Raw genomic sequence first — 17,884 nt, 5'->3', positions numbered from 1 at the left:
TCCGCGCTCTCAACTGCTGAACGCCTCCCCCATTTGGGTCCCCGAGCTCGACTTTTTGGTAAAAGCGGGCTTACCGTCTTCGGCGGAGGATCTGGGCGCCACCCGGATCGACTTGTTCGACAAGCTGATCGTGAGGCCGGCCACCATATTCGTAATGCGCGTCAGCAGCTCCTCAATGATCGCCTACAAATCTTTGATGGTGACGTGATCGTCATCGAAAGAGGGGTGAAAGCCGGGCACGGGCACATCGTCCTCGCGCACTTTCACACCCGAAAAGACTCCCCCATGCACAGAATAGCGTCGTGTAGCCTCTAAATGGTCCCTAACGCCGGTTCCGCCAAAACCACTATTAGGCTAGGACGCGAGCTAAATTTGGCGGCGTTTTGGCGGAATTTTTTTGGCGCGATGACCGTTTATGACCCCTGATCGGAAGCCATAAGAATCGTCGTCGTAGCGTAAGCTGTTGATTTCTAATAACTTTTTTCTTCTCTCAGTGAGGTCAGGAAGTTCCAGAGCCGCACCCTCTATGATTGAGCACTATCGGGGCACGAAGACCGAAAAATAATGCGTAAGCTATTGATTTTTAAATGATTTTTGAGTACCCCGGACAATGCAAGATAGCTCAAAAAACCACACGCCCATGATGCAGCAGTACCTCGGCATCAAGGCCGAGTACCCGGACACGCTGGTGTTCTACCGCATGGGCGACTTTTATGAAGTCTTTTTCGCCGATGCCGAGAAAGCCGCGCGCCTGCTCGACATCACGCTGACGCGGCGCGGCCAGTCGGCCGGCGAGCCGGTCGTGATGGCCGGCGTCCCCTTCCATGCGCTCGAAGGCTACCTGGCCAAGCTGATCAAGCTCGGTGAATCGGTGGCGATCTGCGAGCAGGTCGGCGACGTCGCCACCAGCAAGGGCCCGGTCGAGCGCAAAGTGGTGCGCGTGGTGACACCCGGCACGCTGACCGACACCGAGCTTCTCAACGACAAGAACGAATCCATCCTGCTGGCCGTGCACCAGGGCGCGCGCAACACCTGCGGCCTGGCCTGGCTCAGCGTGACGCAAGGCGAAATCCACCTGGCACACTGCGCCAACGACGAGCTCGAAGCCTGGCTGGCCCGCGTGGCGCCCAGCGAGCTGCTTTACAACATCGACGTGACGCCGGCCTTCGAGCAGCGCCTCAAAGCCCAGCGCTGCGCCTCCACCGCGCGCCCGGCCTGGCAGTTCGACACCGCCCTGGGCGCGCGCCGCCTGCTGGACCAGCTCAAGGTCGCCTCGCTCGCGTCGTGGAATGCCGAGGCCTTGAACGAAGCGCATGCCGCCGCCTCGGCGCTGCTCGGTTATGCCGAACACACACAGGGCCGGGCGCTGTCGCATGTGCAAGGCCTGCAGGTGGTGCGATCCGGCGAGCTGATCGAGTTGCCGCAAACCACGCGCCGTAACCTCGAACTCACGCAGACGCTGCGTGGCGAAGATTCGCCTACGCTGTTTTCGCTGCTGGACACCTGCACCACCGGCATGGGCAGCCGCGCGCTCAAAAGCTGGCTGCTCACGCCGCGCCGCGACCGCGCGCAGGCGGCGGCGCGCCTGGACGCCATCACACATTTGCGCGGCGGCCCGCAGCAGACCCTGCGCGCCAAGCTCAAAGGCTGCAGCGATGTAGAACGCATCACCGCCCGCATCGCGCTGCGCCAGGTTCGGCCGCGCGAACTGGTCGCGCTGAAAGACACGCTGCAAAAAGCCGAGTTGGCAGCGCCCGCGGGCAGCGATTTTCCGGAACTGCTGACCCGCATCTTTGAAGACCTGCAGCCGCCGGCCGGCTGCGCCGCCCTGCTGGGCCGCTATGTGCTCGACGAACCGGCCGCGCTGATACGCGACGGCGGCGTCATCAACCACGGCTGCGACGCCGACCTCGACGAGCTGCGCGCCATCCAGACCAATTGCGACGGCTTCCTGCTGGACCTCGAAGTCCGCGAAAAAGCCCGCACCGGTATCGCCAACCTGCGCGTGCAGTTCAACAAGGTGCACGGCTTCTACATCGAAGTCACGCAAGGCCAGCTCGACAAGGTGCCCGACGACTACCGCCGCCGCCAGACATTAAAAAACGCCGAGCGCTACATCACGCCCGAACTCAAGGCTTTTGAAGACAAGGCCCTGTCGGCGCAGGAACGCGCCCTGGCGCGCGAGAAGTGGCTGTATGAACAATTGCTCGACCAGCTGCAGGACTTCATCCCCGCGCTGAGCCGCCTGGCGCGCGCGCTGGCCTCGCTGGACGCGCTCTGCGCGCTGGCCGAGCGCTCGCTCACACTGAACTGGGCCGCGCCGGTGTTTGTGCGCGAGCCCTGCATAGATATCGTGCAGGGCCGGCACCCGGTGGTGGAGGCGCGCCTGGCAGAGACGGGTGGCGGCTCCTTTATCGCGAATGACTCGGCCATGAGCGGCAAGCACCGCATGCAGGTCATCACCGGCCCCAACATGGGCGGCAAATCGACCTATATGCGCCAGGTGGCGCTCATCGTGCTGCTGGCCAGCGTGGGCTCTTATGTGCCGGCGGCCAGTTGCCGGCTCGGGCCCATAGACGCGATCCACACGCGCATAGGCGCGGCCGACGACGTGGCCAACGCGCAATCGACCTTCATGCTCGAGATGACCGAAGCCGCGCAAATCCTGCACGCCGCCACGCCACATTCGCTGGTGCTGATGGACGAGATAGGCCGCGGCACCTCCACCTTCGACGGCCTGGCGCTGGCAGGCGGCATTGCCGCCTACCTGCACAACAAGACGCAGGCCTTCACCCTGTTCGCCACGCATTACTTCGAGCTCACCGAATTCCCGGCCCAACACCACGGCGCCATCAATGTGCACGTCAGCGCGGTCGAGTCCGGCGCCGACATCGTGTTCCTGCACCACATCGAACCCGGCCCCGCCAGCAAGAGCTACGGTATTGCCGTGGCCAAGCTGGCCGGTGTGCCCGCCGCCGTCGTCAACCACGCCCGCCATGCGCTCACGGCTCTCGAAGCCCACCAGACCGAAGCGCGCGCCCAGGTCGACCTGTTCGCCGCGCCGCCTGAGTCGGCCGCCGCCGAGCAAAGCGCCGTCGACAAGGCATTGGGTACCATAGACCCCGATGCGCTGACGCCTCGCGAGGCGCTTGACGTCCTGTACCGCCTCAAAAAGATTTCCGTCTCCCCGTGACCCAGCGCAACCCGACACCCTCCACGCCTTCCACGTCCCCCACACTCCCAGACCACCTCATGACCTACTGCGTCGCCGCCAAACTCAACGCCGGGCTGGTGTTTTTGTCAGACTCCCGCACCAACGCGGGCCTGGACCACATCAGCACCTTCCGCAAGATGATCGTCTACGAAAAGGCCGGCGACCGCTTCATGGTGCTGCTGTCGGCCGGCAACCTGTCGATCTCGCAGTCCATCCGCGAGATCCTGCAGGTCGAGCAGCTCAAGGACCACGACGGCGGCGAGCCCATCACCATCTGGAACGCCAAGAGCATGTTCGACGCCGCCCGCGTGCTGGGCTCGGCGATACGCCGCGTCTACGACCGCGACGCCGAGTCGCTCAAAAACGCGGATGTCGACTTCAACGTCTCGCTGGTCTTCGGCGGGCAGATTCGCGGCGAGAACATGCGCCTGTTCCAGATGTACTCGGCCGGCAACTTCATTGAAGCCACCGACGAGACGCCTTACTTCCAGGTCGGTGAGTCCAAATACGGCAAGCCCGTGCTGGACCGTGTCCTGACCCCCGCCACCCCGCTGGCCGAAGCCGCCAAATGCGTGCTGGTGTCCATGGACTCGACCATGAAGTCCAACCTCTCGGTCGGCCTGCCGCTGGACCTGGTGGTCTACGAAGCCGACACCTACAAGAGCGACAAGATCGTCTGCATCGACAACGACAACCCTTATTACCGCATGATGCACAGCAGCTGGGGCCAGAAGCTGCGCGAGGTCTTCGACAGCATCGAAGACCCGGTCTGGGACGACGCGCACACCGACATCCCGCTGAAGATGCCGGCCACGCGCCACGAGCCGCTGAAGAAGATCAGCACGCCGGATGAAAAATTAATCTAAGCCGTGCCCTCCTCTTCAAAACCGCTGGTCATTTTTTCCCACGGCAACAGTTTTCCGGGCGCTACCTACAGCGCGGTCTTCCAGAGCCTGAAAGCCCGCGGCTTCCAGGTCAAGGCCGTCGACAAGTTCGGCCACGACCCGCGCTATCCCGTCACCAGCAACTGGCCGCACCTTGTGCAGCAGCTCGCCGACTTCACGGCTCGTGAAGTTGAAAAGTGCGGCCAGCCGGCCTTCCTGGTCGGCCATTCGCTAGGCGGTTTCCTGAGCTTGATGTGCGCCGCGCGCAACCCCGTGCTGGGCGGCCAGCCTGTCAAGGGCGTGGTGCTGGTCGACTCCCCCATCCTGGGCGGCTGGCGCGCCCGAGCCTTGAGCGTCGCCAAACGCGCGCAGCTGGTCGGTGCCATCTCACCCGGCGCCATCAGCCGCAAGCGCAAAAACCAGTGGCTGGGCAAGGACGAAGTGTTCGAGCACTTCCGAAGCAAAAAAGCTTTTGCCGCCTGGGACGAGCAGGTGCTACGCGACTACATCGAGCACGGCACTTATGAAGGCACAGGCGAGGACGAAGGCAAGCAGTTGCTCAGCTTCGACCGCGACGTCGAAACCGCGATTTACAACACCCTGCCTGACAACCTCGAGGGCCTGCTGAAACGCCATCCCCTCAAATGCCCTGTTGCGTTTATTGGCGGGCGGCAGTCGGCTGAGATGAAGCAGGTTGGGATGGCGATGACTGAGAAGGTCACCAAAGGACGGATCATGATGCTGGATGGGAGTCATCTGTTTCCGATGGAGAAGCCTTTGATGACGGCTGCTGCCGTCGAAGCTGCTTTGAGGAACTTCCTCGATTAGTTTTTCTTGCTCCGGCTTGCGCTCTCTGCTGAGGGTTGCTGACCGGGGGTTGCCCGGCGGCAACTCACTTTTCTTTTGCTTCGCCAAAAGAAAAGTAAGCAAAAGAAAAGGCGACCCTGGTTGCTGCGTCCCTCCGCTTCGCTGCGGGCAACCTGCGGTGCTCGGTCCAGACGGGGTCTCGCTAAACTCGCTACGCTGCGCTTCGCTCAAACAACGCGATCCCTGATCCGTCTGGACCTCCGCTCCTCAGCGCATCCACAAGGGGTGGGGAATGAATACCAAATTCAAATACTGGAAACCACAAGGACTCGCCTTGGCGAGTCCTTGTTGTATTTGGTTTTCTTTGTCTTTTGTCYCCGCTCCCGATTGCCCCGTCCTGGCTGGGCCGAGGAGCGCAGAGACAAGCGGATCAGGGCCGGCGTTGTCTGAGCGAAGCGAGTTTAGCCGGACCCCGCTTGGCTCGAGCACCGCAGGTTGCCCCGTAGCGAAGCGCAGGGGACCCAGACTGCGGGTCGCCTTTCTTTTGCTTACTTTTCTTTGGCGAAGCAAAGAAAAGTGAGTCGCCGCCGGGCGACCCCGGCCAGCAAGCCTATGCAGAGAACACAGGAGCGCGGAAGGCCGGCGCAAGACCCGGCAACTAAGCCACCATATACCCCCCATCCACCGGCAAAATCACCCCAGTCATAAACCCGGCCGCCGGCGTGCAAAGAAACATCGCCGCCTCAGCCACATCCTTGGGCGTACCCCAACGGCCCATCGGCGTGCGCGCCAGGATGGGGCCGGCGCGCGCCGGGTCGTCCTGCAGGGCCTGCGTGAGCGGCGTGGCGATCCAGCCGGGCGCGATGGCGTTGACTCTGATGCCATCGGGCGCGTAGGCAATCGCCAGCGACTTGGTGAGCTGGGCCACGCCGCCCTTGCTGGCCGCATAGCCCGGCACCAGGCCGCCGCCGAAAAAGCTCAGCATGGAAGCCGTGTTGACGATGCAGCCGCGGCTGGCCTTGAGGCGTTCGCGCGTGGCGGTGCACACGCGCATGGTGCCGCTCAGGTTGACGGCCAGCACTTTTTCGAAAACCTCGATGTCGTGCTCGGCGCCGCGCTGGATGATGCCGGCGCAGTTAAATACGATGTCCAGCGTGTCTATGCCGGCCAGCGCCGCGTCCAGGCTGGCCGCCGAGGTCACGTCGGCCCGGCGCACTTCGACGCCAGCCTCCAGCGTTCCGTCGCCGCCGCCCAGTCCCAGCGCGGTCACTTCAGCGCCCAGCGCAGCGAGGTGGTTGGCGATCACGGCGCCTATGCCCTGCGTCGCGCCGGCGACCAGCGCGCGTTTGCCTTTAAAGAGTCCGGCCTGGTAAGTCATCCATGGTTCCTTCAGAAAATTTCAGTCAGCGTATGAACTGCTTTGTGTAATCGGCACCCAGCCCGACGGCTTCGAAATGCTTGTTGCACATCTCGATCTTGGTGAACACGTCCTCGTAGCCCATGCCCTTGCCGTAGGGGTCGGTGTAATACATGACACCGTTGACCTGGAAGTAGGTGATCATTTCCTCGACGTCCTCGGGCACATAAAGCGTATGGGTTTCGCCGGGCGGCTCGAAGACATAGCTGCCTTCGGTGGCCTCCCAGTCGTGCTCGAGGTAGCGCCAGCGGCCCTTGAGCACAAAGCCATGCACCGCCTGCGGATGGCGATGCCGGCTCAGCACGCCAGACTTGCGCACGCGCAGCAGATTCATCCAGTAGCCCTGGCTGGCATTGAGGCACAGCGGGCGGAACCAGACGTTCTCGGCCTGCGGCACCCAGAGCCGCTCGTCGGTCGGTATCGCGTGCTGCACCACGATTTCCGGCCGCGCGTCCGGCGGGTTCGGGTACTGGTAAGGCATCAGGGGCGTCTGGTCGGAATTGTCTACGGGCATGGCATTTGTCCATACAGTGGATAAACGCCCATGTTATCGAGATCAAACAACGCCATGATGCCCACTTCGGCGCGCCGGTGGTGCCCGCCGGCCGCAGCGAGCCGAGCATGCCTTCGAGGCCGCCGGTATCGCTGTCAGGATGCTGGGTTATGCGGCGCTGGTGGAGAAGCTCAGGTCCGCCTGAGCGTTGTTGCCCTGAGGACCTAGTCCATCAGGTCGGCCGGCACCTTGCCCCCGTTGGCCGCCAGCTTGTTCATGACCTGCTTGTGCAGCCAGATGTTCATCGTGGCGCTGTCGTTCATGTCGCCTGTGTAACCCAGTTCCTTCGCCAGCTCCTTGCGTTCGCCGAGGCTGCTGTCCAGGTGCAAGAGCTTCATCAGGTCGACGATGGAAGTCTTCCAGTTGAGTTTTTCCGGGTTCTTGCTGGCCATGCCGTTGAGCAGGGCTTCGACGTCCACCTGCTGCATGGGCGGTGTTGCGGGTGCCGGGGCAGGTGCTGCGGGTGCTGTGCCGGCAGGCGCGGCGGCGACCGGTGGCACAGGGTCGGGCGTTTGCAGCGAAGGAAATATCTTGCCGAAAATTTTGCCGAGAATGCTCATGGTGCGCCTCTGAGGTGGAGTTGAAATATCCAGCCTAACACCGGGATGTGACAGTTCTTGTCAGACGCCACGCCAATCGCGGGCATTGCGGCGCGGCGCTCAGTGGCCTGGCGCACCCACACGCTTGAGCCCCGCTTCGCCGGCCCGCGCCGCCACGTCGGGTTGCCACACGACCTGGTCGTCCACGGCATAAAGCCAGCATTTCGATTTCGCCTTCGCGCACTGCTGGAAAACCGTGGCCATCGCCTCGGGTTCGCCGGCGTTGAAATACCAGCCGCCTTTTTCCGTCAAGGCGAAGGCCTTGGGTGAGGGCAAACCGCGAAAGTGGGCGTAGCGCGCCTTGCCGGCCTCGCTGAGCGGCACGGCGGCCATGTCGTCGGTTGCCGCGAAACCCGAGGCCGGCGGCAGCACATAGTGATGGCCCTTGAAGCGCTGGGCATGCGACAGCAGCAAGGGCTGGCCCAGTTGCGCCGAGAGAAACTCGAACATGCGCGCATGCGAGGCCTCGCGCGCCGCGGGGTTGCCGCCCACCGTGGCCTTGCCGGTCTTGGTGTTGCCCAGGCCTTCCCTCTGCTTCACCGGGCCTGTGCCGTCGAAGCCGTGGTAGCTGCCCGGGTAGACCACCAGGTCCACCGCCGCATTGGCCTTGTTCTTTCGCAGGCGTTCCTGCAGCGTGACGCACTCGTGCGCCAGCGTCCAGTCGTCGAGCTCGCCGATCATGATCAGCAGCGGCTTGTGGACTTCATAGTTCCACATCTTGTTGTTCACCAGGCAGCCCGGGTAAAAAGCCACGGCGGCGCGCGGCTGCACCGCCTGCGCCTGCACGTACTTGTCCGTCGCGTCCACCGTGCTGAGCACGGTCTGCGCGCCATGCGACCAGCCCATGACCACGATGCGCGACATATCCACCGACGGCTGTTTTGCCAGCCAGGCGATGGCGGCGAACACGTCCTCGCGACGGTCCGCTTCATGAATGGTGCGCAGCTTGTTCGGCGTTTCGCAGATCGATTTCTGGCCGCGCGGCGTGAAGCTGTCCAGCGGCAGGAAGTGGATGCGTTCCGCGTTGAAATAGCCCGCATAACGAAAAAAGCGCTCGCCGAAGTTGCCCTTGCCGTCCAGTGCGCCGCCGCAGCCGTGCAGCCCGATGATGGCGGGCCGGGGTTCGCCGTCACCCGCGTCAAACCAGTAGGCCGGAATCTGCAGCTTGCCGTCCAGCGAGGGAATGTTGACCGGGCCGGCTGCATGCGACAGCGAAGCCACCAGCAGCAGCAAGCCCGCAAGAATCTTTGAAAACCAGCGGGAGCGCATGGGTGAACCGCCTTATGCCGCCCAGACCACCAGCCCGCTCCAGGCCGTGGCCAGCACCACGATGCCGAAGGCGATGCGGTACCAGGCAAAAGGCACAAAGCTGTTGGTCGAGATATAGCGCAGCAGCCAGCGCACGCATAGCCAGGCGCTCAGGAAAGAAAACACCAGCCCGACGCCGAACAGCGGCAGGTCGCCCATCGACAGCAGCGCGCGTTCCTTGTAGAGGCTGTAGGCGCCCGCGCCTATCAGCGTGGGCATGGCCAGGAAGAAAGAAAAATCGGTGGCCGCCTTGCGTGACAGCCCCAGCAGCATGCCGCCGATGATGGTCGCGCCGCTGCGGCTGGTGCCCGGGATCATCGCCAGGCATTGCACCAGGCCCACCTTGAGCGCGTCCATCACCGTCATGGCTTCCACTTCCTGGATGCGCGCGGCGGCGGGATTGTTCTGCTGGCGCTTTTCGGCCCAGAGGATGATGAAGCCGCCGATGATGAAGGTGCTGGCCACCACAACCGGCGTGAACAGATGGGCCTTGATGGCCTTGCCGAACAGCAGGCCCAGCACCACGGCCGGTACAAAAGCCACCAGCACATTGAGCACAAACTGTTGCGCCTGTTTCTCGGTCGGCAGGGCGACAACCGTCGCGCGTATCTTCTGCCAGTAGACCAGGATGACCGCGAAGATGGCGCCGGTCTGGATCGCGATGTCGAAAACCTTGGCCTTGTCGTCGTCAAAACCGAGCAGCGCGCCAGCCAGGATGAGGTGGCCTGTCGAGGAGATAGGGAGGAATTCGGTCAGGCCCTCGACGATGCCCATGATGGCGGCTTTGATCAACAGTGCTATATCCACGCTGGCTCCAAAAAATATAGCCGCGATTATCGCCGGGCACGGCAACGGGGCGCCGCGCGAAACCGGGGAAAATGCCCCGAGCCGCGCACAGCACGCCGCCGGCCACGCCGACCGGTACCCACAATAAAGGAGGAAGCACCCATGCATCGTTACATCCTCAGCAGCCTGATGCTGCTCGCCGCCGCCGGCGCGCAGGCCGGCATGGGTTTTACCAAACTGCCAGGCCTGCAGGATGACGCCGCCATCAGCGTTTTTTATCCTTCGGCCGGCGAAGACCGCCCCATGCAGGTCGGCTCCTATTCCCTCAAAGTCGACAAAGACGGCCAGCCGGTGCGCGGCAACACGCGCCTGGTCGTCATCTCGCACGGTTCGGGCGGTTCCCCCTTGACCTATACCGATTTGGCGCGCCGCCTGGTCGAAGACGGCTTTGTCGTCGCCTTTCCCCAGCACCGCGGCGACAACGCCATGGATCCCTCCTCCCCCGGACCCGACAGCTGGAAGCTGCGGCCCGCCGAGGTCTCGCGCGCCATCGACGCGGTCGCGCGCGAACCGCGCTTCGCAGCACTGCTGTCGCTCGACAAGGTCGGCATGTACGGCATGTCGGCCGGCGGCCACACGGCGCTGACGCTGGCCGGCGGCCGCTGGTCGCCGGCCCTGTTCACCCGGCATTGCGAGGCCCACATTGCCGAGGACTTCCAGACCTGCGCCGGGTTGAGCACCCGCCTCACGGGCGGCCTGCTGGACGGCCTGAAAAAAAAAGTGGTGCTGACGGTGATCCGCCAGAGATTCAGCGATGCCAGCTGGCAAAGCCATAGCGACGCCCGCATCCAGGCCGTGGTCGCCGGCGTGCCGCTGGCCGCCGACTTCGACATGGCCTCGCTGGCTTCGCCTGCGGTGCCGCTCGCGCTGGTCACCGCGGGGCAAGACCGCTGGCTGGTGCCGCGCTTTCACAGCGGCGCGGTGCTCGCGGCCTGCAAGCGCTGCGAACACCTGGCGGACCTGCCCGACGGCGGCCATGGCGCGCTGCTGTCGCCGCCACCGCCTTCCGAGGCGATGTCCGACCTCGCCAAAGACCTGCTGCTGGATCCGCCCGGTTTTGACCGCGACCAGCTTCCGGCGCTGGACCGCAAGATCAGCGGTTTTCTGCGCAAACACCTGCTGCCCTGAAAACACGGCCATCGGCAAATCGGGCGGCTGCCGGCGCGCCCTGCGCGAGCACGCGCCAATCTGGCCAAAAATAAACCATTTCGGTGCGTTTTCAGAGAGAAACGAACCAATTCGAATCATTAGTAAAACTTATCTACTCAGACATTCATTCAAAAGTAGGTCAAACCCACTATCGCTTCGGGACGGTGAAACATACATTCAGTTACACCCACTCAACCCGAGGTTTTACGATGACCCACTCCGCCACCCGCCGCCCTACCCTGGCCGCCCTGACCGCCGCTGTTGTCGCAGGCGCTGCCTTGCTGTCCGGCTGCGACAACCCGCCCGACACCATCAAGATCGGCGTCGCCCAGCCCCTGTCCGGCAACCTCGCCGCGCTGGGCCAGGATTTACACAACGGCGTGAAGATGGCGGTGGACGAGATCAACAAGGAAGGTTTCCAGATCAAGGGCAAGACCGTCAAGATTGAAATCGTCGCCATGGACGACCGCTCCGATCCCAAGGCCGGCGTGGACGTGGCCAAACAACTGGTCGATGCCGGCGTGGTCGCCGTGATCGGTAACCTCAACTCCGGCGTCAGCATCCCGGCCGCGCCGGTCTATGCCGAAAAACACATCGCCCAGCTCGCCATCTCGACCAACCCCAAGTTCACCGAACTCGGCCTGGACACCACCTTCCGCCTGGTCGCGAATGACAACCTGCAGGCCCGCGCCATCGGCTCCTTCGCCGCCAACCAGCTCGAGGCTGCCAAGTTCGCCGTGGTCGACGACGGCACCACCTATGGCAAGGGCCTGGCCACCGGCGCGGCCGCCGAGCTCAAGAAGGCCAACAAGGAAGTGGTCGTCACCTACTCATCCGACGACAAGACCACCGCCTTTGACGACCTGGCCGCCAAGATCAAGGCCGGCAACGTCCAGGTCATCGTCTCGACGCAGGGCGACTTCCAGATCCTGGCGCTGATAGAAGCGCTCAAGAAGATCGACTACACGCAGCAGGTCAGCATCCTGGGCGGCGACACCATCAAGACCACCAACATGCTCAAGGGCAGCGACACGGTCAAGGGCATCTACGCCACCTCGCCCATCCTGGACGCCAAGGAATTCGTCAACGGCAAGGCCTTCCTGACCAAGTACCAGGAAACCTTCAAGATGGAACCGGCCTACGGCGGCCATTACACCTACGACGCCATGTACATCCTGGCCGGCGCCATGAAGCGCGCCAATTCCGTCAAACCCGAAAAAATCACCCAGACCCTGCGCACCTTCGACGGCTACGCGCCCATCACCGGCTCCATGAAGTGGGACAACGTGGGTGAGCAGCGCTACGGCGTGGTCGGTGTCTACGCCATCCGCAAGGGTGTCTGGGACCTGCAGCTGCGCTCCGACCGCTGGTAGGCTAAGCTGGCGGTCGCCATGACCGAGTCCACCTCCACCCCATCGTCCGCCGCCGCACCCACTGCAGCCACGCCCGCCCAGGTCCTTGAGTTCTGGCTCGGTGACGGCCTCGACAAGGACTGGCCCACGCAGGACCTCGGCAAGCGCTGGTTCGGCGGCGGCGCCGAGCTCGACGCCGACATCCGCGCGCGCTTCGGCGCCGCGGTGCAGGAAGCCGTCGCCGGCGGCCTGCGGGACTGGGAGCAAAAGCCCCTCACCCGCCTGGCCCTGGTGATCCTGCTGGACCAGTTCACCCGCAACGTCTTTCGCGGCAAGCCCCAGGCCTTTGCCGGCGATGCGCGCGCCCAGCAGCTGGTGCTGCGAACCATCGCGGCCGGTGAAGACCTGGCCTTGCCCTGCGTCGGGCGGGTCTTTCTCTACATGCCGCTGATGCATGCCGAAAGCCTGGCCTTGCAGGACGAATGCGTGGCGCGTTTTACCCGCCTGCAGGCCGACGCGCGCGACTCGCTCAAACAGCGCCTGCAAGGCAACTTGGACTTCGCGCGGCAGCACCGGGACATCATCGCGCGCCTCGGCCGCTTCCCCTACCGCAACGCGGCCCTGGGCCGGGCCGATACGCCCGAGGAGCAGGACTTCCTGCTCAAGGGCCCGCGCTTCGGGCAGTAGCACGCTCACCCCCTTTCAGGCTCACTTCGTGTAGCCTGCTCCTCCTCAGGGGGCGGCGCCTTGGGCCGGCAAAGCCGGACCCGCGGCCCCCACTGGCGAAATACCTTACGGTGCTTACGCCGCTTTTTTTGAATCCATCCTCGTTCGGGCCGCGTATCACCAACAGGACGCGCCGCCATACCGCTCACAACAAAGGCCGGTCGTCTCACAGCGCCGGCCCGCCTGGGCCGGTCCACAACCTTCGAGGAGTTCAAAAATGATGCTGCGTCCCTTCACAATTTCCGCTTCCGTGCTTGCCGCCACCCTGCTCACAGCCTGCGGCAGCATGTCGCCCATGCTACCGATGTATTCGCAGGCCGGCCTGCCCGCCGCCGTCCAGGTGCCCGCCGGGAACAAGGTCGCCATGGAAACCGTGGGCGTCGGCGAAATCACCTATCAGTGCAGCCCCAAAAAAGACATGGCCGGCCAGTTTGAATGGGTCTTCGCCGGCCCCGACGCCAAACTCATGGACCGCGGTGGCAAGCAGGTCGGCAAGTACTACGGCCCGCCCGCCACCTGGGAAGCCATGGACGGCTCCAGACTGACGGGCGCACAAGTCGCCGTCACCCCCAACGGCAGCGGCAACATCCCCACCCAGCTCGTCAAGGCCAACCCGGCCATGGGCAGCGGTGCCATGAGCGGCGTCAGCTACATCCAGCGCGTGGACACCCGCGGCGGTGTCGCACCCGCCATGCCCTGCGCCGCCGGCAACGCAGGCGCCAAACAGCTCGTCCAGTACCAGGCCGACTACATCTTCTACAAGGCGATGTGAGGCGCGGCCCTCCATCCTTGAATCGCCGCTTTCCCCTCCGAAGGTGAGCCACCGGCCCGAACGTCAGGCGGGACCGGTTTTCAGGCCCGCAGGCTTGCCCTGCGGGCTTTTTTGCGCCTGGCTCCGGCGAATTGTTTTGAGGCCGCTGGCCCCCATCCCAACCTTCCCCCAGCGGGGGAAGGAGTAAATCCGGCGCTCATCTTCGAACCGCTTTTGCTCCCTCCCCCGCTGGGGGAGTGCAGGGGTGGGGGCCAGCGGCGGTTGATCTGATCCACCGCGTAGAGAAGCACTTGCAGCAAGCCTGCGCGGCGTCCTACAGCGCTTTTTCATTCCCCGCGTTTTACTGGCATGCAACAACAGGCAGAAGCCAAAACAAGGTCCGAAAGGGCCAGAACCGGGGGTCTCATGAAAAGCACGCACAACGTCCTGTGGGCTTACAGCAAAAGTGCTGCCGTCACCGCAGCCATGATTACCGGCACCGCCGCGCTCATGATCGCGTGTTCCGGCGTCGCGCCGCTGCCCAAGGAATACAGCCAGGACCAGCTGGACGCACAGATCGTCGTGCCGCCCGGCCATGTCGTCGCGCTTGAAACCACCGCCAGCGGCCTGCTGTACTACGAGTGCCGCGCCAATGCCACCACCGCCGGCACCATAGGCTGGGTGCTGGTTCGGCCCGAAGCCGACTTGCTCGACCGCACCGGCAAGACCGTCGCGAAATATTCCGGCCCGCCCGCCACCTGGACCCACGTCGACGGCTCCAGCGTCGTCGGCACCCAGGTCGCCCTGGCCCCCCGCGTGGGCGCCACCAACCTGCCGCAGCAGCTGTCCACCGGCGCCCCCGGCGCCGCCCCCGGCGTGCTGCAGAACGTCAGCTACATCCAGCGCATCAAGACCAAGGGCGGGCAGGACCTCAGCAAATCCTGCACCCAGGCCGACATCGGCGACAAGCTCACCACCTCCTACCAGGCTGATTACATTTTCTGGAAACCCGCCTGAGGCGGTAGTACCGGCGCGCCCTCAAAAGCGCGTCCGTCCATGCTTGTTCAGCAGCCATGGACGCAAAGCCCGCAGGCACCTACCTGCGGGCTTTTTCTTTTTTGCAGAGCCCTGACCGAGCCTGCCGACGTTTCCCCGCACCTTGTCCCTCCGGCCACCTACAGACGGCTCTCCGCGCCAGGGATTTACTGGGGTGTGACACCACCATTCGCCGCCATTGGAACCCTTTGTGAACATCCAGACCCAAGCCTCTCGCGCCTTTCCCAGCCTGCTGCGACGCGGGCTGCTGCTGGTTGCCATGGCTGCGCTAGGCGCCTGCGGCTCGCGCCCCAACCTTCAGCCATCCCAGCAAAGCCTGCCCGAATCCCTGCGCGTTCCCCCGGGCCACCAGGTGGTGCTTGAAGCGCAGGGCCGGGGCGACCTGCTCTATGAATGCCAGGCCGTCAAACGCACCCCCTATGAATACGCCTGGCTGCTGCTGCCCCCGGGCATCAGGCTCGCCGACGGCGCGGGCAACACCGTGACCTACTACCCCGGCGCGCGTGCGCGCTGGGTGCACAGCGACGGCTCCAAAGTCAGCGCACGGGAACTTGTCGAGATGCCCGGCGACGGCCGAAGCCTGCCCTTGCTGCGCGCCATGGCGGGGCCCTCCGACACCCCAGGTGTGCTCGCCAGCATCAGCTACATCCAGGCCCGCCGCACCGTGGCCGGCATAGTGGCCAACCCGCCCTGCACCGCCGCCACCCTGGGCATGCGCGTCTCCGTACCCTATGAGGCCGACTACGTCTTCTGGCGGCCGGCCGCCTGAGTTTTTCCGGCGCCCATAAAAAAGCCCGCAAGATGCGGGCTTTTTGCTGCCTGGGCTGGTTTAGCGGCTTAGCGCTGGTAGTAAACCGGTGCCGGACGATAGCCGGGGCCGTAACCGTAGCCGGGGCGTGGGCCCTGCACGTAGTAGCCGCCATGGTGCCTGTGGCCGTGGCGCGGGCCATAGTACACGGGCTGCGGATAGTAAACCGGTGCCGGCTGCACATACACGGGGCGCGGGTAGTAGACCGGCGCCGGCTGCACGTAAACGGGGGCGGGCTGAACATACACGGGTTGCTGGTACACCGGGTAGGCGTTGGTGACACCTACCGCCACGCCCGGAGCAGCGATGCCCACGGAAAACGACACGTTGTCGCGGGCCTGGGCAGCACCTGCAAAACCCAGCGAGGCCACGGCCAGCGTGGCGGCGGCGCCTGCCAGTGCGAGGGAGCGGTTTGCTTTGATGGCTGTCTTCATATGGTTCTCCTTAACTGGGCAGGAAATGCCCATGTGCTTATTAAACGCAGGCCACCTGTAATGGCATACCGCACGCACCGTGAAGAGAGTAGCCAAACGTAACCCTCCCCGGGTAAGCCCTAAAATCAGCCCATGACCTCTCCCGCCCCTGCCTCAGCCCCCGCCGACAAAGAAACCCACAAGCCCAGCAACTTCCTGCGCCAGATCATCGAAAAAGACCTGGCCGAAGGCACTTATGCCAGCCGCCGCTGGGGCGGCAGCCCCGGGGACGCCGCCCACCACGCCGCCGGCCAGCCCGACCCCGCCAAGGTGCGCCTGCGCTTTCCGCCCGAGCCCAATGGCTACCTACATGTGGGGCACGCCAAAAGCATCTGCCTGAACTTCGGCCTGGCGCGCGACTACGGCGGCGTCTGCCACCTGCGCTTTGACGACACCAACCCCGAAAAAGAAGACACCGAATACGTTGACAGCATCATCGACGCCGTCAAATGGCTGGGCTACGACTGGGCACAGTTAGGCAACAGTAAAGGCGACGACAAGGCCTACCAGGCCAGCGACTACTTCGACTTCATGTACCGCGCCGCCGAGTACCTGATCGAAAGCGGCAACGCCTACGTCGACGAGCAAAGCGCCGAAGAAATGCGCCACAACCGCGGCGACTTCGGCCACCCCGGCACCAACAGCCCCTTCCGCGGCCGCACACCCGCCGAGAACCTGGCGCGCTTTCGCGAGATGCGCGACGGCAAGCTCGCCGACGGCGCCGCCGTGCTGCGCGCCAAAATCGACATGGCCTCGCCCAACATCAATATGCGCGACCCGGCCATCTACCGCATACGCCGCGCCCACCACCACAACACCGGCGACAAATGGTGCATCTACCCCATGTACACCTTCGCCCACCCGGTCGAAGACGCGCTCGAGCAGATCACCCACAGCATCTGCACCCTGGAGTTTGAAGACCAGCGCCCTTTTTACGACTGGCTGCTCGACCGCCTGGCAGAAGGCAAACTCATCGCCACGCCGCATCCGCGCCAATACGAATTCGCGCGCCTCAACCTCAGCTACGTGCTCACCAGCAAACGCAAGCTCGCACAGCTCGTCAATGAAAAGCGCGTCAGCGGCTGGGACGACCCCCGCATGCCCACCATCGTCGGCCTGCGCCGTCGCGGCTACACGCCCGAAGCGCTGCAGCTCTTTGCCGAACGCATAGGCGTCACCAAAAGCGACAGCTGGATCGACTACAGCACCCTCGAAGGTGCACTGCGCGACACCCTGGACCCGATTGCCCCGCGCGCCATGGCCGTGCTGGATCCCGTCAAGCTGGTGCTCACCAACTGGGACGAAGTCATGGGCGCCGGCAAGCTGGACGACTGCAGCGCCCCCGTGCACCCGCACCACGAAGAGATGGGCAAACGAAACTTCAAGATCGGCAAGGAAGTCTGGATTGAACGCACCGACTACGAAGAGACCCCACCCAAAGGTTTCTTCCGCCTGTTCCCGCCCCACGTCAACGCCAGCAAACAGGCGATTGCCGGCAGCAAGGTCCGCCTCAAATACGGCCACGTCATTGAATGCACAGGCGCCGTCAAAGATGCCGACGGCAAGGTGACAGAAGTGCACGCCACCCTGATCCCCGACACCAAGAGCGGCACCCCGGGCTCCGACAACATCAAGGTCAAGGGCGTGATCACCTGGGTCGGCGTCAACGACGCCGTTGAAGCCGAAGTGCGGCTTTACGACCGGCTGTTCACCGTTGAGCACCCCGGCACCGGCGACAAGGATTTTCTGGATGAACTGAATGCCGAGAGCCTCAAGACCGTGAGGGCTTATGTCGAGCCTTCACTAGCCAAGGTGCCTGCCGGTACGCGCTTTCAGTTTGAGCGGCATGGGTACTTTGTGACGGACAGTGTTGACCACAAGGACGGAAAAGTCGTGTTCAACCGTGTCACTGGCATGAAAGACAGCTGGGGAAAATGAACG

At 64.0% G+C, this 17,884-nt stretch carries 16 protein-coding genes; 10 read left to right on the top strand and 6 right to left on the bottom strand.

Translation table 11 applies throughout. From position 1 onward, the window contains the following. Window positions 1-610 precede the first annotated feature (610 nt). From mutS to AC1D0O_RS18110, 3 genes are read left to right on the top strand one after another with little or no spacing between them, the layout of a single operon-like run. Window positions 611-3,193: a DNA mismatch repair protein MutS gene (mutS, locus tag AC1D0O_RS18120; RefSeq protein WP_477654892.1), complete on the top strand. Its 2,583-nt coding sequence runs from the start codon at window positions 611-613 to the stop codon at window positions 3,191-3,193. Window positions 3,194-3,252: 59 nt separating this feature from the next. Then, complete coding sequence (locus tag AC1D0O_RS18115) at window positions 3,253-4,080, top strand: proteasome-type protease (protein ID WP_477654891.1); 828 nt, start codon at window positions 3,253-3,255, stop codon at window positions 4,078-4,080. A gap of 3 nt (window positions 4,081-4,083) precedes the next feature. Continuing rightward, window positions 4,084-4,926 carry an alpha/beta hydrolase gene (locus tag AC1D0O_RS18110; RefSeq protein ID WP_477654890.1) on the top strand — a complete coding sequence of 281 codons (843 nt, stop codon included), beginning with the start codon at window positions 4,084-4,086 and terminating at the stop codon, window positions 4,924-4,926. A 637-nt stretch (window positions 4,927-5,563) separates the two neighbouring features. Here AC1D0O_RS18110 and AC1D0O_RS18105 read toward each other — a convergent pair. The 5 genes from AC1D0O_RS18105 to AC1D0O_RS18085 form a co-directional block, all read right to left on the bottom strand. Beyond that, the gene (locus tag AC1D0O_RS18105) at window positions 5,564-6,283 is read right to left on the bottom strand and encodes an SDR family NAD(P)-dependent oxidoreductase (RefSeq protein WP_477654889.1); all 720 of its coding nucleotides are present in this window, start codon (window positions 6,281-6,283) and stop codon (window positions 5,564-5,566) included. Window positions 6,284-6,308: 25 nt separating this feature from the next. Continuing rightward, window positions 6,309-6,836, bottom strand: coding sequence for a 2,4'-dihydroxyacetophenone dioxygenase family protein (locus AC1D0O_RS18100; RefSeq protein WP_477654888.1), 528 nt, complete (start codon window positions 6,834-6,836; stop codon window positions 6,309-6,311). A gap of 203 nt (window positions 6,837-7,039) precedes the next feature. Continuing rightward, on the bottom strand, window positions 7,040-7,435 hold the full coding sequence (locus AC1D0O_RS18095) for a DUF3597 domain-containing protein (RefSeq protein ID WP_477654887.1): 396 nt from the start codon (window positions 7,433-7,435) through the stop codon (window positions 7,040-7,042). A 99-nt stretch (window positions 7,436-7,534) separates the two neighbouring features. After that, window positions 7,535-8,743 (bottom strand): dienelactone hydrolase family protein, encoded by a 1,209-nt coding sequence (locus AC1D0O_RS18090; RefSeq protein ID WP_477654886.1) that lies wholly within the window; start codon window positions 8,741-8,743, stop codon window positions 7,535-7,537. Between the two features lie 12 nt (window positions 8,744-8,755). Continuing rightward, a complete protein-coding gene (locus AC1D0O_RS18085) occupies window positions 8,756-9,589 on the bottom strand; it encodes an undecaprenyl-diphosphate phosphatase (protein ID WP_477654885.1) in 834 nt (277 codons plus the stop codon). A 141-nt stretch (window positions 9,590-9,730) separates the two neighbouring features. Here AC1D0O_RS18085 and AC1D0O_RS18080 point away from each other — a divergent pair, with 141 nt between their 5' ends. The 6 genes from AC1D0O_RS18080 to AC1D0O_RS18055 all read left to right on the top strand — a co-directional run bounded on the left by AC1D0O_RS18080 (window position 9,731) and on the right by AC1D0O_RS18055 (window position 15,431). Then, a complete protein-coding gene (locus AC1D0O_RS18080; RefSeq protein WP_477654884.1) occupies window positions 9,731-10,756 on the top strand; it encodes an alpha/beta hydrolase family protein in 1,026 nt (341 codons plus the stop codon). 230 nt (window positions 10,757-10,986) lie between these two features. Beyond that, the gene (locus tag AC1D0O_RS18075; RefSeq protein ID WP_477654883.1) at window positions 10,987-12,150 is read left to right on the top strand and encodes a branched-chain amino acid ABC transporter substrate-binding protein; all 1,164 of its coding nucleotides are present in this window, start codon (window positions 10,987-10,989) and stop codon (window positions 12,148-12,150) included. Window positions 12,151-12,168: 18 nt separating this feature from the next. Next, window positions 12,169-12,816 (top strand): DUF924 family protein, encoded by a 648-nt coding sequence (locus tag AC1D0O_RS18070; RefSeq protein WP_477654882.1) that lies wholly within the window; start codon window positions 12,169-12,171, stop codon window positions 12,814-12,816. Between the two features lie 259 nt (window positions 12,817-13,075). Next, window positions 13,076-13,627, top strand: coding sequence for a DUF3455 domain-containing protein (locus AC1D0O_RS18065; RefSeq protein WP_477654955.1), 552 nt, complete (start codon window positions 13,076-13,078; stop codon window positions 13,625-13,627). Between the two features lie 405 nt (window positions 13,628-14,032). Beyond that, window positions 14,033-14,623 carry a DUF3455 domain-containing protein gene (locus AC1D0O_RS18060; protein ID WP_477654881.1) on the top strand — a complete coding sequence of 197 codons (591 nt, stop codon included), beginning with the start codon at window positions 14,033-14,035 and terminating at the stop codon, window positions 14,621-14,623. Window positions 14,624-14,852: 229 nt separating this feature from the next. Next, entirely contained in the window at window positions 14,853-15,431 is a 579-nt protein-coding gene (locus AC1D0O_RS18055; RefSeq protein ID WP_477654880.1) for a DUF3455 domain-containing protein, read from the top strand. A gap of 68 nt (window positions 15,432-15,499) precedes the next feature. Here AC1D0O_RS18055 and AC1D0O_RS18050 read toward each other — a convergent pair whose 3' ends face one another. Then, on the bottom strand, window positions 15,500-15,904 hold the full coding sequence (locus AC1D0O_RS18050; RefSeq protein WP_477654879.1) for a hypothetical protein: 405 nt from the start codon (window positions 15,902-15,904) through the stop codon (window positions 15,500-15,502). 132 nt (window positions 15,905-16,036) lie between these two features. Here AC1D0O_RS18050 and AC1D0O_RS18045 point away from each other — a divergent pair, with 132 nt between their 5' ends. Continuing rightward, window positions 16,037-17,881 carry a glutamine--tRNA ligase/YqeY domain fusion protein gene (locus tag AC1D0O_RS18045; RefSeq protein WP_477654878.1) on the top strand — a complete coding sequence of 615 codons (1,845 nt, stop codon included), beginning with the start codon at window positions 16,037-16,039 and terminating at the stop codon, window positions 17,879-17,881. Window positions 17,882-17,884: the final 3 nt, after the last annotated feature.

This window comes from Polaromonas sp. P1_F2 (assembly GCF_056405735.1).
The sequence above is the reverse complement of the archived record's forward strand: the minus strand, read 5'-3'. Positions and strand labels throughout refer to the sequence as shown.

What these genes read in the sequence shown, in the direction of transcription:
- mutS (WP_477654892.1), top strand. Translation starts at nt 611, where the DNA reads ATGCAAGATAGCTCAAAAAACCACACGCCCATGATGCAGCAGTACCTC.
- AC1D0O_RS18115 (WP_477654891.1), top strand. Translation starts at nt 3,253, where the DNA reads ATGACCTACTGCGTCGCCGCCAAACTCAACGCCGGGCTGGTGTTTTTG.
- AC1D0O_RS18105 (WP_477654889.1), bottom strand. Translation starts at nt 6,283, where the DNA reads ATGACTTACCAGGCCGGACTCTTTAAAGGCAAACGCGCGCTGGTCGCC.
- AC1D0O_RS18100 (WP_477654888.1), bottom strand. Translation starts at nt 6,836, where the DNA reads ATGCCCGTAGACAATTCCGACCAGACGCCCCTGATGCCTTACCAGTAC.
- AC1D0O_RS18095 (WP_477654887.1), bottom strand. Translation starts at nt 7,435, where the DNA reads ATGAGCATTCTCGGCAAAATTTTCGGCAAGATATTTCCTTCGCTGCAA.
- AC1D0O_RS18090 (WP_477654886.1), bottom strand. Translation starts at nt 8,743, where the DNA reads ATGCGCTCCCGCTGGTTTTCAAAGATTCTTGCGGGCTTGCTGCTGCTG.
- AC1D0O_RS18080 (WP_477654884.1), top strand. Translation starts at nt 9,731, where the DNA reads ATGCATCGTTACATCCTCAGCAGCCTGATGCTGCTCGCCGCCGCCGGC.
- AC1D0O_RS18075 (WP_477654883.1), top strand. Translation starts at nt 10,987, where the DNA reads ATGACCCACTCCGCCACCCGCCGCCCTACCCTGGCCGCCCTGACCGCC.
- AC1D0O_RS18070 (WP_477654882.1), top strand. Translation starts at nt 12,169, where the DNA reads ATGACCGAGTCCACCTCCACCCCATCGTCCGCCGCCGCACCCACTGCA.
- AC1D0O_RS18065 (WP_477654955.1), top strand. Translation starts at nt 13,076, where the DNA reads ATGCTGCGTCCCTTCACAATTTCCGCTTCCGTGCTTGCCGCCACCCTG.
- AC1D0O_RS18060 (WP_477654881.1), top strand. Translation starts at nt 14,033, where the DNA reads ATGAAAAGCACGCACAACGTCCTGTGGGCTTACAGCAAAAGTGCTGCC.
- AC1D0O_RS18050 (WP_477654879.1), bottom strand. Translation starts at nt 15,904, where the DNA reads ATGAAGACAGCCATCAAAGCAAACCGCTCCCTCGCACTGGCAGGCGCC.
- AC1D0O_RS18045 (WP_477654878.1), top strand. Translation starts at nt 16,037, where the DNA reads ATGACCTCTCCCGCCCCTGCCTCAGCCCCCGCCGACAAAGAAACCCAC.